A 14,747-nucleotide genomic window follows, 5' to 3' on the forward strand; every position below is an offset into this window, starting at 1 on the left:
CGTGGCCGGTCGGCCCGGGACGATGAGGTGGGGTAACCATGAACGCGCCGTACGACGGTGACCGCGGTCGGGCCGCGGACGGCTCGGGGCACCCCCAGGTCCCGCCGCCGGACCCCGGCCAGGCACCGCAGCCGCCCGCGGACATGTACCTCCAGGACGCCTACGACCAGGACCCGTACCGGGCACAGGACCTCTCCGCCCAGGATCCGGTCTCCGAGGCGCTCTACGACCGCGCCGCCCACCCCCCTCCGCCCCCGGGCACGTACCCGCCGCCGCAGCCGCTGTACTCCCAGCCCGCCCAGTCGCCCCACGCCCCCGACCCCCGCCTCTGGGCCCAGACCCCGGCTCCCGAACCGGAGGGCCCGACGCAGTACCTGCCGTACGGCGACGACCCTCGGACCACGCAGTTCGTCGGCGTGGACGACCTGGTCGGCCAGGCCGGTGACCAGCGCCACGAGCCGGACGCCTTCGCGCACCTGTTCCGCGACCAGCAGCAGGGCAGCGGCCACCCCTCGTACAACGACCAGCCGGCCGTCCCCGCCCCGGCGCCGTACGGCGGCCCGGCCGGACCGGGGCAGTACGGCACCCCCGCTCCGGCGCCGGGACAGTACGGCGGGCACCAGGGGCCCGACCCGTACGGGAACGCTCCGGCCCACGGTCAGTACGGCACCCCCGCTCCGACGCCCGGGCAGCACGCGGCGCCCGCACCCGGCCAGTACGCGGTGGCTCCCACTCCCGAGGCGGCCGAGGCACCCCTCCAGGAGCCCGAGCCCGCCCCTGCGGCAGCACCGGCCGCCGCGCCCAAGAAGAGCGGCCGTGCGGGCGGCCTGCTGAAGTCGAGCGCCGTGATGGCGGCGGGCACGATGGTGTCGCGGCTGACCGGGTTCGTCCGGTCCGCGATGATCGTTTCCGCCCTGGGCCTCGCCCTGCTGGGCGAGTCCTTCCAGATCGCCTACCAGCTGCCGACGATGATCTACATCCTCACCGTCGGCGGCGGCCTCAACTCGGTCTTCGTCCCCCAGCTCGTACGAGCCATGAAGGACGACGACGACGGCGGCGAGGCCTACGCCAACCGCCTCCTGACCCTCGTCATGGTGGCCCTTGGCGCCCTCACCGTGCTCGGCATGCTGGCGGCCCCCCTACTGGTCCGCGCGCTGTCGAACCCCGTCGCCTCATACCCCGCTGCCAACGAGACGGCCGTCACCTTCACCCGGTACTTCCTGCCTTCCATCTTCTTCATGGGCGTCCACGTCGTGATGGGGCAGATCCTCAACGCCCGTGGACGCTTCGGCGCAATGATGTGGACTCCGGTCCTGAACAACATCGTCATCATCGTCACCCTCGGCATGTTCCTCTGGGTCTACGGCACGGCCGCCGACTCGGGGATGACAGTCGCGACCATCCCGCCGGAAGGCAAAAAGCTCCTCGGCATCGGCATCCTGCTCGGCCTCGTCGTGCAGGCCCTGGCGATGATCCCCTATCTCCGCGAGACCGGTTTCAAGCTGCGCCTGCGGTTCGACTGGAAGGGGCACGGCCTCGGCAAGGCGGCGATGCTCGCCAAGTGGACGATCCTGTTCGTCCTCGCCAACCAGGCGGGCGCCCTCGTCGTCATCCAGCTCGCCACGGCGTCGGTCACCGACACCGACCTCGCCGGCACCGGCTACAGCGCCTACGCCAACGCCCAGCTCATCTGGGGCCTTCCGCAGGCCATCATCACCGTTTCCCTGATGGCCGCCCTGCTGCCACGCATCTCCCGCTCGGCTTCCGAGGAGGACGGGGGAGCGGTCCGCGACGACATCTCCCAGGGTCTGCGCACGACGGCCGTCGCCATCGTGCCGGTCTCCTTTGGCTTCGTCGCACTCGGCATTCCGATGTGCACCCTGATCTTCGGCTCCTCCGGTACGGGCGCGGCCACCAACATGGGCTACATGCTGATGGCCTTCGGCCTCGGTCTCATCCCGTACTCCGTGCAGTACGTCGTCCTGCGCGCCTTCTACGCCTACGAGGACACCCGGACGCCCTTCTACAACACCGTCATCGTGGCCGTGGTCAATGCCGCGGCCGCGGGCCTGTGTTACTTCCTGCTGCCCTCCCGCTGGGCCGTCGTCGGCATGGCCGCCTCCTACGGCCTTGCCTACGTGATCGGTGTGGGCGTCGCCTGGCGCAGGCTCCGCAAGCGGCTCGGCGGGGACCTCGACGGTGCCCGCGTGCTGCGGACGTACGCCCGGCTGTGCATCGCGTCCGTACCGGCTGCTCTGATGGGTGGTGCCGCCTGCTACGCGATCAGCCGCGTGCTCGGCCAGGGCGTCGTGGGATCGTTCGCCGCGCTGCTGGCGGGCGGAGTGCTGCTGTTCGGTGTCTTCTTCGTCGCCGCCCGTCGCATGCGCATCGAGGAAGTCAACTCTCTGGTCGGCATGGTGCGCGGACGCCTGGGACGCTGAGACCCGGGGTAGGCGCACAACCATCGCCCTCCGCTGTGTGTCGTGCATAGCGGCGGACTGTGGGCACAATTGGGTTCGGCGTCGGACGCGCGGATCGGGAGTCGGCCGACGCGCACGGAATGGGGAGGCAGGAACGACGGTGGCGGAACGGAGCACAGCTGCCGTCGACGTGGCAGACAACAGCGGTGACGAGCCGCTGACCGCACAGGCGGACCAGTCCACGGCCGACGGGGTGGCCAACAACCGGGAGCGGGACACGGACAGCGACGAGGCACAGGGGAACCCCACGAGCGAGGAGTCCGGCAAGGCCTCGCCTCCCGAACTGCACAGTGGGCACAAGCTGGCCAGACGCTACCGCCTCGAGGAGTGCGTCACCCGTCTGGACGGCTTCAGCAGTTGGCGGGCCGTCGACGAGAAACTGCGCCGCGCCGTCGGCGTCCACCTCCTCCCGGCGGAGCACGCGCGGGCCCGCTCCGTGCTGGCCGCGGCACGCTCCTCCGCCCTGCTCGGCGACCCCCGCTTCGTCCAGGTACTGGACGCCGTCGAGGACAACGACCTCGTCTACGTCGTGCACGAGTGGCTCCCCGATGCCACCGAGCTGACGGCCCTCCTCGCCTCCGGGCCGCTGGAGGCCTACGACTCCTACCAGATGGTCAGTCAGGTCGCGTCGGCCATGGCGGCCGCCCACCGCGAGGGCCTCGCGCACCTTCGCCTGAGCCCCAACGCGGTGCTGCGTACGTCAACCGGCCAGTGGCGGATCCGTGGACTCGCCGTCAACGCCGCACTGCGCGGCATCAGTTCCGACACCCCGCAGCGCACCGACACCGAGGCCATCGGCGCCCTGCTGTACGCCACGCTCACCCAGCGGTGGCCGTACGAGACCGACGCCCACGGTCTGGCGGGGCTGCCCAAGGACATCGGGCTGATTCCGCCGGACCAGGTGCGGGCCGGCATCCACCGCGGCCTGTCCGAACTGGCGATGCGGGCGCTCGCCAACGACGGCGCCACCGCTTCCCGCCACGAGTCGCCGTGCACCACGCCGGAGGAACTGGTGAAGGCGATCGGCGAGATGCCGCGCATCCGCCCGCCGGAGCCGGCGTACACCGCCCCGCCCCAGTACCAGCGCACGGCCTACCAGCAGGGAGCGTACGGCCGCCCGGCGCCGCATCCAGGCGTCACCCCGCCCGTGCCGACGCCGCCGCCCCCGCTGCAGAGCCGTACCGGCAAGGCCCTGAAATGGAGCGTCTCGGCCCTGCTGATCGCCGCGCTCGGCCTCGGCAGCTGGCAGCTCGCGGACGCGCTCATGGAACGGGGCGGCAAGGCCGACAACCAGAACCAGACCCAGACGACGGACGGCAACGACAAGAACGACGAGCGGACCGAGCCGACCAAGCCGATCAGTGTGCAGACGGCCCAGGAGTACGTCGCCAGTGGCAGTGCCCAGGCGCCGCAGGACGTGGCCAAGACCTACGACGGTGACGCCTCCACCTTCTGGCGCACGAAGAAGTACAACGAGGGCCCGAAGCTCGCGCCGTACAAGCCCGGGGTCGGCATCGTCTACGACCTCGGTTCGGAGCAGGACGTCTCGACGGCGTCGATAGGACTCCGGTACACCGGTGATCACACGACCGTGCACCTCTACGCCGCCGATTCCCTGGCGCCCTCGACCGGAGTCGACGGCATGAAGGAGATCGCGAGCGCGACCACGACCGGCACCTCGCTCACGGCCAAGGCGTCGAAGCCCGTCAAGACGCGGTACGTCCTCCTGTGGATGACGGACGTGCCGAACGCTCCGTCCGACGGCTACAGCGGCGCCGGCTACAAGCAGGCGATCACCGACGTGACCTTCAAGGGCTGAGGGCCCGCCGGGGAAGGGGGAGGAGGCTGATGGCAGATGACACCGCGCACGGCGGCATCAGTGATCAGGACCTCCTCGCCCGGCACGTCCAAGGTGATCCGGAGGCCTTCGGTGAGTTGGTGCGCCGTCACCGCGACCGTCTCTGGGCGGTGGCCCTGCGCACGCTGGGGGATCGCGAGGAAGCCGCCGACGCCGTCCAGGACGCACTCGTCTCCGCCTACCGGGCCGCCCACACCTTCCGCGGACAGGCCGCCGTCACCACCTGGCTGCACCGGATCACGGTGAACGCCTGTCTGGACCGTGCCCGTAAGGCAGCATCGCGCAAGACCGCACCCGTCGACGACACCGAGCGCCTGGATCGGCTCCTGGAGCCCCACGAGTCGGCCTCCGCGCCGGCCGAGCGCAACGATGTGCACCGCCAGCTGCTGGAGGCCCTGGACACCCTTCCGGCCGAGCAGCGGGCCGCTCTCGTCCTGGTCGACATGCAGGGCTACCCCGTCGCGGAGGCGGCCCGTGTCCTGGACGTACCGACTGGGACGATCAAGAGCCGGTGCGCCCGGGGCAGAGCCAGGCTCCTGCCGCTGCTCTCCCACCTCCGGCCCGACGGCAGCGGGGAGGGGACGAAACCCGGCGTGGAGCGGAACCGGACGCAGGGGACATCCGTCCCACCCGCAGCGGGACCGCAGCGTGCGGGTCCGCCGGAGGCAGGACCGAGCGATTCAGCCGCAGTGAAGGGCGGAGGTGGACGAGCGTGACGTCGTCGACGACAGACATGACCGGACACCCGGACGTCGCGGAGATCTCCGACCTCGCCGAAGGCATCCTCCCCTCCGCGCGCACCACCGACGTGCGACGGCACCTGGCAAGCTGCGCGCTCTGTGCGGATGTCTACGCCTCGCTGGAAGAGGTCCAGAGCCTGCTCGGCGCCCTGCCGCCCCCGGCCGCCATGCCGGACGACGTGGCCGCCCGTATCGACGCCGCCCTGGCAGCCGAGCCGCAGCCGGGCGTTGCCGACGACGCACATGTTTCACGTGAAACGTCGGCCCCGGTCGGTCGGCCCGCCGGGCACCCTCGCCACTCCTCGACCGGACCCGGCCGCAAGGACCGCCGCCGAGGCGGACGACGACGGATCGCTGTCCTCGGCGCCGTGGCCGCCGCTGCCGCGATCGGGTTCGGCTCGGTCATCGTGTCCTCTCTGACCGGGGGAAGCCAGTCCGAAGACACCGCACAAGGGCAGCAGACAGCGCTCGCGGACACCTTCTCCGAGGGACACCTCAAGGACAAGGTCACCGGCCTCGTCGCGGACGGGAGCGCCCAGAACGGTTCCCGGACACCGCGCAGCTTCGGTCTGGAGTCCGACAACGGTGGCGAGACCGCGGAGAACCATGTGTTCAAGCAGCCGACCGTCCCCGAGTGCGTTCGCAAGGGCATCGGTCGCGACGACGCGGCGATCGCCACGGAGCAGGGCGTCTACAAGGGCAAGGAAGCCCTGCTGGTGGTCATGCCCGACGCGGCCAATGACACCCGGGTCACCGCCTACATTGTCGAGTCGACGTGTGTGGACCAGCCCGCGATCGGCAAGGCCAAGATCCTTCTGAAGCACTCCTACGCGCGTTCGTAGTCGAGCAGGCCTCCCCTTCACCGTGCGGTCCGGCACGCATGCCGTGTGCCCGGACACAGCGGGAATGCGCGCCCCGTAGGATCCGTTAGGTGGGGTGAGAGTTCCGAGTGCAGCTCCACCCGGCCCTGAAGACGCAGTCCAGAGACGAGGAATGAAGCCGTGAGCGACGTCCGAAACGTGATCATCATCGGCTCCGGGCCCGCCGGCTACACGGCGGCGCTCTACACCGCACGAGCGTCGCTGAAGCCGCTGGTGTTCGAGGGTGCCGTCACTGCGGGCGGAGCTCTGATGAACACCACCGAGGTGGAGAACTTCCCCGGCTTCCAGGACGGCATCATGGGCCCCGAGCTCATGGACAACATGCGCGGCCAGGCGGAGCGCTTCGGTGCCGAGCTGATCCCGGACGACATCGTGGCCGTCGACCTCAGCGGTGAGATCAAGACCGTCACCGACACGGCGGGAACGATCCACCGGGCCAAGGCCGTCATCGTCACCACCGGCTCCCAGCACCGCAAGCTCGGTCTGCCGAACGAGGACGCACTGTCCGGCCGCGGTGTCTCCTGGTGCGCGACCTGTGACGGCTTCTTCTTCAAGGACCAGGACATCGCCGTGATCGGTGGCGGTGACACCGCGATGGAGGAGGCCACGTTCCTCTCCCGCTTCGCGAAGTCCGTGACGATCGTCCACCGTCGTGACACCCTGCGCGCCTCCAAGGCGATGCAGGAGCGTGCCTTCGCCGACCCCAAGATCTCGTTCGTCTGGGACAGCGAAGTCGCCGAGGTCCAGGGCGACCAGAAGCTCGCAGGCCTGAAGCTGCGCAACGTCAAGACCGGCGAACTCTCGGATCTGCCGGTGACCGGCCTGTTCATCGCGATCGGCCACGACCCGCGTACCGAGCTCTTCAAGGGCCAGCTCGACCTGGACCCGGAGGGCTACCTGAAGGTCGAAGCGCCTTCGACCCGCACCAACCTGACGGGTGTCTTCGGCGCCGGTGACGTGGTCGACCACACCTACCGCCAGGCGATCACCGCCGCGGGCACCGGCTGCTCCGCCGCTCTCGACGCCGAGCGCTTCCTCGCCGCCCTCAGTGACGAGGACCAGGCCGAGCCCGAGAAGACCGCCGTCTGACCACCCCATCCCCCGCACCACTCAGTTAAGGAGCCCGCCGTGGCCGGCACCCTGAAGCACGTGACCGACGACACCTTCGAGCAGGACGTCCTCAAGAACGACAAGCCCGTCCTGGTCGACTTCTGGGCCGCCTGGTGCGGTCCGTGCCGCCAGATCGCGCCGTCCCTCGAAGCGATCGCAGCCGAGTACGGCGACAAGATCGAGATCGTCAAGCTGAACATCGACGAGAACCCGGGTACGGCCGCCAAGTACGGCGTCATGTCCATCCCGACCCTGAACGTCTACCAGGGCGGCGAGGTCGCCAAGACCATCGTCGGTGCCAAGCCGAAGGCCGCGATCGTCCGCGACCTCGAGGACTTCATCGCCGACTGATGATCGCCGACTGACGTTTCACGTGAAACACGAATGGGCCGACCCGAACGGGTCGGCCCATTCGGCTTGCAGCAGCTTCCCAAGCCTCGCTACAGCGGACGCAGTGCCGGTTCCTTCTGGACGGCACCCAGCAGGCGGTCCAGTGCCATCTCCACGTCTTCCTTCCAGGAAAGTGTGGACCGGAGGTCCAGCCGCAGCCGCGGATGCCGGGGATGCGGCCGGACCGTCTTGAAGCCCACCGCCAGCAGATGCTCCGCCGGCAGCACGCACGCAGGCTCCTTCCAGCGAGCGTCCCCGAAAGCCTCGATCGCCTTGAAACCGCGACGCAGAAGATCTTTGGCGACTGTCTGGACCATCACTCGGCCCAGTCCCTGACCCTGGTACCCCGGGATCACGAACGCGGTCATCAGTTGTACCGCGTCCGGGGCGACCGGGCTGGTGGGGAAGGCCGCCGAGCGCGGTACGTACGCCGGGGGTGCATAGAGAACGAAGCCCACCGGCACGTCATCGACATAGACCACCCGGCCGCACGACCCCCAGTCCAGCAGGACAGCGGAGATCCAGGACTCCTTCTCCAGCGCGGATGTGCCCGCCTTTACCGCGGCCTCGCCGCTGACGGGGTCCAGTTCCCAGAAGACGCACGAGCGACAGCGTTGGGGAAGGTCCTGGAGGTTGTCGAGCGTGAGCGGTACGAGCCGGCGCCCCATGAAGGCTGTTCCTCGCTTCCTTCGCCTGCCGCGTCTCGGGCGGCCGTCAGAGCGCTCCGTTCCCTGAGCAGGCTACCGATGAACCCACCGACCGCGCCCAGCCCCAAGCCCGCGCTCACCAGTTCGGTGCGGCTCATCGTTCGCATGGCCCCTGCCTTCCTCTCAGAGGTACTGCCAGGTGACAACGCCATCCCGATCGCATCGTATCCACGATGCGGTGGCCTCGACACCGACGCAAAGCAAAGGGCGGACCGTGTTTCCGGTATGCACCGGACACGGCCCGCCCTGAGGCTCGCGAAGCACCGCCGGGCGCTCCGCCACCCCGCTATCAGGACTCGACGTCGTCGTCCTCGTCCTCCAGGAGACCCTTCTGCAGAACGGGGCCCTCGCCAGGAGCCAGGCTGCCGAGGATCCGCTCCAGATCGTCCATGGAGGCGAACTCCACGGTGATCTTGCCCTTCTTCTGTCCCAGGTCGACCTTCACCCGGGTCTCGAAGCGGTCCGAGAGCCGTGTCGCCAGGTCCGAGAGCGCCGGAGAGACCAGCGAGCCGGCCCGTGGGCCCTTGGCCCGCTGGGGCTTCTGCGGCCGGGAACCCATCAGGGTCACGATCTCCTCGACCGACCGCACCGACAGGCCTTCGGCCACGATGCGATGGGCCAGCCGGTCCTGCTCCTCCGGGTCGTCGACGGACAGCAAGGCCCGCGCATGCCCCGCGGAGAGCACACCCGCGGCCACCCGGTTCTGCACCTTCGGAGAGAGCTTCAGCAGACGCAGCGTGTTGGAGACCTGCGGGCGGGAACGACCGATGCGGTCAGCCAACTGGTCGTGCGTGCAGTTGAAGTCCTTCAGGAGCTGGTCATAGGCGAATGCCTCCTCCAGCGGATTCAGCTGAGCGCGGTGCAGGTTCTCCAGAAGGGCGTCCAGGAGGAGCTTCTCGTCCTCGGTCGCCCGCACGATCGCCGGGATGGCATCCAGTTCCAGCTCTCGGCAGGCCCGGAAGCGACGCTCGCCCATGATGAGCTCATAGCGCCCGGGCTCCGTCGGCCGCACGACTACCGGCTGAAGCAGACCGACCTCCCTGATGGAGGTGACGAGCTCGGCCAGTGCGTCGTCGTCGAAGTCCTTGCGCGGCTGCTTCGGATTCGGCGTAATGGCGTCGAGAGGCACCTCGGCGAAGTGCGCCCCGAGGGGAGGACGAAGCGCTTCCGTACCGTGGAGAACCGTCGGCTCTTCCGTTTCACGTGAAACGTGCGGCAGTGTGGCCACCTTCGCCGCGGCCACTCCGCGTTCGTTCGGCAGCAGAGGCATCGTCCCTGAAGACGCGGGAGCCGCGGTCCCCAATGCTGCCGAGGCAACCGACTTCTCGGTCGGGGCGTTGGGGATCAGTGCGCCCAGACCACGGCCCAGCCCCCTCCGTCGCTCACTCACTGGATCCCCTCCACCATGTTCGGATCATTCTGAGCGCCGACATGGGCGTGGGTCGCGTCATAGTTGACGCCCACACCCTTCAGCGCGATCTCACGGGCCGCCTCCAGGTAGGAGAGGGCTCCACTTGATCCTGGATCGTAGGTCAGTACCGTCTGCCCGTAACTCGGGGCCTCGGAGATACGGACCGAGCGGGGAATGCTCGTCCGCAGCACCTCCTCGCCGAAGTGGCTGCGCACCTCGTCCGCGACCTGGGACGCAAGCCGCGTCCGGCCGTCGTACATGGTGAGGAGGATCGTCGACACATGCAGCGTGGGATTGAGGTGCCCGCGTACCAGGTCGACGTTGCGCAGTAGCTGCCCCAGCCCTTCCAGCGCGTAGTACTCGCACTGAATCGGGATCAGTACTTCCTGGCCCGCCACAAGCGCGTTGACCGTCAGCAGACCAAGGGAGGGCGGGCAGTCGATGAGGATGTAGTCCAGCGGCTGCTCGTACGCCGTGATGGCCCGCTGGAGTCGGCTCTCGCGGGCGACCAGAGAGACCAGTTCGATCTCCGCACCGGCGAGATCGATCGTGGCGGGCGCGCAGAACAGGCCCTCGACATCGGGGACCGGCTGGACCACTTCCGAGAGCGGTCGACTCTCGACCAGCACGTCGTAAATGGAAGGCACATCGGCGTGATGGTCGATACCCAGCGCGGTGGAGGCGTTGCCCTGCGGGTCGAGGTCGACGACCAGGACTCTCGCGCCGTGCAGGGCCAGTGACGCGGCAAGATTGACGGTCGTCGTCGTCTTGCCCACACCGCCCTTCTGGTTCGCCACGACCATGACCCGGGTCTGCTCGGGCCGCGGCAGTCCCTCGCCGGCACGGCCCAGAGCCTCCACAGCCAGTTGGGCAGCACGACCGATCGGAGTGTCGTCCATCGGAGGCGGTGTTTCACGTGAAACATCCGCCCCCAACGACTCGGTACGGGGACCGGGGACCGGATCGGTCATCGGTCCCGCGATATTGGCGTCGGACCGCAAGGATTCACTCTCCTCGACTTCAGGCTCGCAATGAACAGAGCCTCCCATGCCTTCGGGGTCATGAACCAGTGAGGCCTGGTCTTCTGTGGAGAAATCCACCTCTGTGGACAACTCCGCGCCCTCTCCGAGTGCCCCGAGAGGCTTCCGTTCGCGTGGGTCGGCCGCGGCGCGGCCGCGACTGATGATGCCGTGCAGCAGTGAGCGACGTTTCACGTGAAACACGATGCAGCGCAGCCCATGCCGAACTGTCGCGACACTCCGGCATACGTAGGCAGGGCAGCTTGTGTGGAGTACGCCAGTCGCTACCCGCCGGGACGCTATCCGCGACGCCGACGCGTCCGTCCGGTCCGAGCGGCCTTGGCCCGCTTAGCCGCGAAACGCACCCCGCCGGGGCTCTCGCCGACCTCGACCCGCACCACGGTGGACATGGGATCCACGACGCCCTCACCGACGTGCAGGATGGACGTCTCCTCCGCACCGAGTTTGCTCAGTGCCGCGGTCGCCGCCTTCAGCTCCTCCTCGGCCGTGTCTCCCTTGAGAGCGAGCATCTCGCCGTACGGGCGCAGCAGCGGGATACCCCAGGTGGCGAGCCGATCCAGCGGAGCGACGGCACGGGCCGTGACCACATGCACCGGCGGCATCTTGCCCATGACCTCCTCGGCCCGCCCCCGCACCACGGTGACGTGGTCCAGGCCCAGCAGCTCCACGACCTCGGTGAGGAAGTTCGTGCGCCGCAGCAGCGGCTCCAGAAGGGTGATCTTCAGGTCTTCCCGTACCAGCGCCAAGGGGATCCCGGGCAGGCCGGCACCCGAGCCGACGTCGCACACCGTCACTCCCTCGGGTACGACCTCCGAGAGCACCGCGCAGTTCAGCAGGTGCCGCTCCCAGAGCCGGGGCACTTCACGCGGACCGATCAGCCCGCGCTTCACCCCCGCCTCGGCGAGCAGTTCCGCGTAGCGGACCGCGTCCGCATAGCGATCACCGAACACGTCACGTGCCTGCTCGGGTACAGGGGGGAGCTCCGCTGCCTCCGACACGGGGGACCGTCCTTCCGTACGGCACCGGGGCACAGGGCGCCGGTGCCAGAACCACCAGAACTATCAGGCTGACAAAATTCGGCCCCGCCTGCGCAACAGACGGGGCCGGAGAACGAGAGGGAACCGATCAGGCGGGGAGCACGACGACGAAGCGCTCCGGCTCCTCGCCCTCGGACTCGCTGCGCAGACCCGCGGCCTTGACCGCGTCATGCACGACCTTGCGCTCGAAGGGCGTCATCGGCTCGAGCTGTACGGACTCGCCGCTGCTCCTTGCCTCGGCCGCGGCCTTGGCGCCCAGCTCGGACAGCTCTGCGCGCTTGCCCGCCCGGTAACCCGCGATGTCGAGCATCAGCCGGCTGCGGTCACCGGTCTCCCGGTGCACGGCCAGGCGCGTCAGCTCCTGCAGAGCCTCCAGCACCTCGCCGTCCCGGCCGACCAGCTTCTGCAGGTCTCCGCCCTTGCTGTCGCTGATGATCGAGACGGAGGCACGGTCGGCCTCGACGTCCATGTCGATGTCGCCGTCGAGGTCGGCGATGTCGAGCAGACCTTCCAGGTAGTCCGCGGCAATCTCGCCCTCCTGCTCGAGGCGGGACAGGGTGTCTGCACCCTCGGCAGCGGCGGAGGTGGTGCCTTCCGTCACGGGATGGACTCCTTCTTACTTCTTCGACGGGGACTTGGGCCGCTGCGGGCCCTTGCGCTGTCCGGACTGGGCCTTGCTGCGGCCACCGCCGCCGGACTTCTGGGCCGGCTTCTTGGCACCGGCTGCGGGCTTGGCGTCCTGCTTGCCGGCCGGCTTGGCGTCCTCCGGCTCGTCCGACTTGGTCAGCGACGTCTTCGGCTCGGCCTCGCCGGCGGGCTTGGCCTGGCGCTGGGACTTGCTCTGGCGCTTGGGCTGCTGGCGCTTGGGCTGGCCCGCGGTCGTCACGGTCGAGCCGTCCGCGCTCTGGGCGGCCACGGCGGCGTCGTTCTTCACCACGTTGCCATCGGTCTGAGCAGCCATGCCCGCCTTGTTCAGGCCGTTGATGAACTTGCGCTCGGCCTCGTTGCGGTCCCGGCCCTTGGCGACGATGGCCTTCACGATGGCCTTCTCGCCGCGGCCACGGGTCTTGCCGTGCTCGGTGACGCTCTTGTGCAGCCGCTCCAGGTAGGCGGCCTGCGCCTTGGAGCCCGGCGTCGGGTTGTTGCGGATGACGTACATCTGCTGGCCCATGGTCCACACGTTGGTGGTCAGCCAGTAGACGAGGACACCGACGGGGAAGTTGACACCGAAGACGGCGAACATGACGGGGAAGACGTACATCAGCATCTTCTGCTGCTGCATGAACGGCGTCTTCACCGTGGTGTCGACGTTCTTCGTCATCAGCTGGCGCTGGGTGAAGAACTGCGAGGCCGACATCAGCACGATCATGATCGCGGTGACGACCCGGACGTCGGTCAGGGAGGCGCTGAGGGCCGCGACGTCGCTCTCGCTGCTGAAGAACTTGGAGGCCAGCGGGGCCCCGAAGATGTGCGCCTTCTGCGCGCTCTGAAGCAGGTCCTGGTTGACGGCGCCGATGGTGTCGCCGGAGGCGATGCCGTTGAGCACGTGGTACAGGGCGAAGAAGAACGGGGACTGCGCCAGGATGGGAAGGCACGAGGAAAGCGGGTTGGTACCCGTCTCCTTGTACAGCTTCATCATCTCTTCGGACTGACGCTGCTTGTCGTTCTTGTAGCGCTCCTGGATCTTCTTCATCTCCGGCTGGAGCGTCTGCATCCCGCGCGTCGCCTTGATCTGCTTCACGAAGAGCGGGATCAGGCAGATACGGATGAGGATCACCAGGGACACGATGGACAGGCCCCAGGCCCATCCGGTGTCAGGTCCGAAGATCGCCCCGTACACCGTGTGGAACTGGACGATGACCCAGGAGACGGGCCAGGTGATAAAGCTGAAGAGGCTGGCAATCGTGTCCACTAATCATGCTCCTTGGGCATGGGGCGAGGTCTCTGCGGCCGGGCTCGAAGGATCGGACGGGCTCGAATGAGCGGGCCGTCCTTCGGTGGCCGGTTCGGCGGCGGAGGTCCCGCCCTTGCGTGCCCGCCAGGCGGCACGCAGCATTTCGTGCCACCGCGGACGCTTGCGCGGCGGAACATGGTCCACGCCGCCCAGCGACCACGGATTGCACCGCAGGATGCGCCAGGCGGTGAGTGCCGTGCCCTTGACGGCTCCGTGCCGGTCGATGGCCGTGTAGCCGTAGTGGGAACACGACGGGTAGTACTTGCACACCGGCCCCAGCAGCGGACTGATCGTCCACTGGTAGAGCTTGATCAGAGCCAGTAGCGGGTACTTCATCGCGCGCCCCCTCCCAGTAGCCGCGCCAGGGCGGCGTCCAGGTCTCGGGCCAGCTGTGCATGGTCGGCGTCACCCGCACCGGGCAGCGCTCGTACGACTACCAGGCTACCGGGGGGCAACAGGTCGATCCGGTCGCGCATCAGATGGCGAAGCCTGCGCTTCACCTTGTTGCGCACGACCGCGACACCCACGGCTTTGCTCACGACGAAACCCGCACGTGTCCGGGGAGCGCTCTCCCCAGGCGCGTGCGGGTCCGTGGCACCGCTTCGAAGGTGGACGACGAGAGCCGGGCGTCCGGCCCGGCGGCCCCGTCGTACCGCGGTCGCGAAGTCCTCGCGCCGCCTCAGCCGGTTCTCGGTGGGCAGCACGATGTCATGACCTGACCGGGATCAGGCGGACAGACGGGCGCGACCCTTGCTGCGGCGGGTCGCGAGAATCGCGCGGCCGGCACGGGTACGCATACGCAGCCGGAAACCGTGGGTCTTCGCGCGGCGACGGTTGTTCGGCTGGAAGGTGCGCTTGCTCACTCGGGGGCTCCAGAAAGAATCGGGTGTTGGCGGGGTGCCGTCCTGGCTGTCACCGTGCGCCCACGAGTAGCTCGCGTTACGCCCGAGTGCACCGCTTTTCGATCACCTTGGACGTGACCTGTGCCCATCGGAGGCAGGCGGCAGCAGCCATCGACAACTCGACCTGGTTACGGTACGTGCGACTGCGCCATTCGGTCAAACCAGCGGTGACCGGGAGACACTTGTCCACAGGCTGGGGACAACAACTTGAACCCTACCCGTCGCGCTGACTACCGT

General features: G+C 68.7%; 15 protein-coding genes. 6 read left to right on the forward strand and 9 right to left on the reverse strand.

The window, feature by feature from the left end:
* The first annotated feature begins 38 nt into the window (after window positions 1-38).
* The 6 genes from murJ (at window position 39) to trxA (ending at window position 7,420) form a co-directional block, all read left to right on the forward strand.
* Window positions 39-2,441, forward strand: a complete 2,403-nt coding sequence (gene murJ / locus Sco07f_RS06205; protein WP_108987202.1) for a murein biosynthesis integral membrane protein MurJ — start codon at window positions 39-41, stop codon at window positions 2,439-2,441.
* Window positions 2,442-2,580: 139 nt separating this feature from the next.
* On the forward strand, window positions 2,581-4,299 hold the full coding sequence (locus Sco07f_RS06210; protein ID WP_108987203.1) for a protein kinase family protein: 1,719 nt from the start codon (window positions 2,581-2,583) through the stop codon (window positions 4,297-4,299).
* Between the two features lie 29 nt (window positions 4,300-4,328).
* On the forward strand, window positions 4,329-5,054 hold the full coding sequence (gene sigM, locus Sco07f_RS06215) for an RNA polymerase sigma factor SigM (RefSeq protein WP_087790263.1): 726 nt from the start codon (window positions 4,329-4,331) through the stop codon (window positions 5,052-5,054).
* Complete coding sequence (locus Sco07f_RS06220) at window positions 5,051-5,920, forward strand: RsmA family anti-sigma factor (protein ID WP_167468035.1); 870 nt, start codon at window positions 5,051-5,053, stop codon at window positions 5,918-5,920. Before sigM ends, Sco07f_RS06220 begins: the two co-directional genes overlap by 4 nt.
* A 159-nt stretch (window positions 5,921-6,079) precedes the next feature.
* Window positions 6,080-7,048: a thioredoxin-disulfide reductase gene (trxB, locus tag Sco07f_RS06225; RefSeq protein ID WP_087790261.1), complete on the forward strand. Its 969-nt coding sequence runs from the start codon at window positions 6,080-6,082 to the stop codon at window positions 7,046-7,048.
* Between the two features lie 39 nt (window positions 7,049-7,087).
* A complete protein-coding gene (gene trxA, locus Sco07f_RS06230; RefSeq protein WP_007388947.1) occupies window positions 7,088-7,420 on the forward strand; it encodes a thioredoxin in 333 nt (110 codons plus the stop codon).
* 89 nt (window positions 7,421-7,509) lie between these two features.
* Here the strand turns inward: trxA and Sco07f_RS06235 are convergent, their stop codons facing one another.
* The 9 genes from Sco07f_RS06235 to rpmH form a co-directional block, all read right to left on the reverse strand.
* Entirely contained in the window at window positions 7,510-8,127 is a 618-nt protein-coding gene (locus Sco07f_RS06235; protein WP_087790260.1) for a GNAT family N-acetyltransferase, read from the reverse strand.
* 328 nt (window positions 8,128-8,455) lie between these two features.
* Window positions 8,456-9,556 carry a ParB/RepB/Spo0J family partition protein gene (locus Sco07f_RS06240; RefSeq protein WP_007388919.1) on the reverse strand — a complete coding sequence of 367 codons (1,101 nt, stop codon included), beginning with the start codon at window positions 9,554-9,556 and terminating at the stop codon, window positions 8,456-8,458.
* Window positions 9,553-10,626 carry a ParA family protein gene (locus tag Sco07f_RS06245; RefSeq protein WP_161337117.1) on the reverse strand — a complete coding sequence of 358 codons (1,074 nt, stop codon included), beginning with the start codon at window positions 10,624-10,626 and terminating at the stop codon, window positions 9,553-9,555. Before Sco07f_RS06245 ends, Sco07f_RS06240 begins: the two co-directional genes overlap by 4 nt.
* Before the next feature lie 269 nt (window positions 10,627-10,895).
* On the reverse strand, window positions 10,896-11,615 hold the full coding sequence (rsmG, locus tag Sco07f_RS06250; protein WP_007388921.1) for a 16S rRNA (guanine(527)-N(7))-methyltransferase RsmG: 720 nt from the start codon (window positions 11,613-11,615) through the stop codon (window positions 10,896-10,898).
* A gap of 127 nt (window positions 11,616-11,742) precedes the next feature.
* Window positions 11,743-12,255, reverse strand: coding sequence for a Jag family protein (locus Sco07f_RS06255; RefSeq protein WP_007388922.1), 513 nt, complete (start codon window positions 12,253-12,255; stop codon window positions 11,743-11,745).
* Window positions 12,256-12,270: 15 nt separating this feature from the next.
* Window positions 12,271-13,566 carry a membrane protein insertase YidC gene (gene yidC / locus Sco07f_RS06260; protein ID WP_007388923.1) on the reverse strand — a complete coding sequence of 432 codons (1,296 nt, stop codon included), beginning with the start codon at window positions 13,564-13,566 and terminating at the stop codon, window positions 12,271-12,273.
* 3 nt (window positions 13,567-13,569) lie between these two features.
* Window positions 13,570-13,944, reverse strand: coding sequence for a membrane protein insertion efficiency factor YidD (gene yidD, locus Sco07f_RS06265; RefSeq protein WP_007388924.1), 375 nt, complete (start codon window positions 13,942-13,944; stop codon window positions 13,570-13,572).
* Entirely contained in the window at window positions 13,941-14,312 is a 372-nt protein-coding gene (rnpA, locus tag Sco07f_RS06270; protein WP_042822545.1) for a ribonuclease P protein component, read from the reverse strand. The genes yidD and rnpA overlap by 4 nt, the downstream gene beginning before the upstream one ends.
* Before the next feature lie 21 nt (window positions 14,313-14,333).
* Entirely contained in the window at window positions 14,334-14,471 is a 138-nt protein-coding gene (rpmH, locus tag Sco07f_RS06275; RefSeq protein ID WP_003975051.1) for a 50S ribosomal protein L34, read from the reverse strand.
* Window positions 14,472-14,747: the final 276 nt, after the last annotated feature.

The organism is Streptomyces coelicoflavus, from assembly GCF_003112555.1.
Taxonomy (GTDB): Bacteria; Actinomycetota; Actinomycetes; order Streptomycetales; family Streptomycetaceae; genus Streptomyces; species Streptomyces coelicoflavus.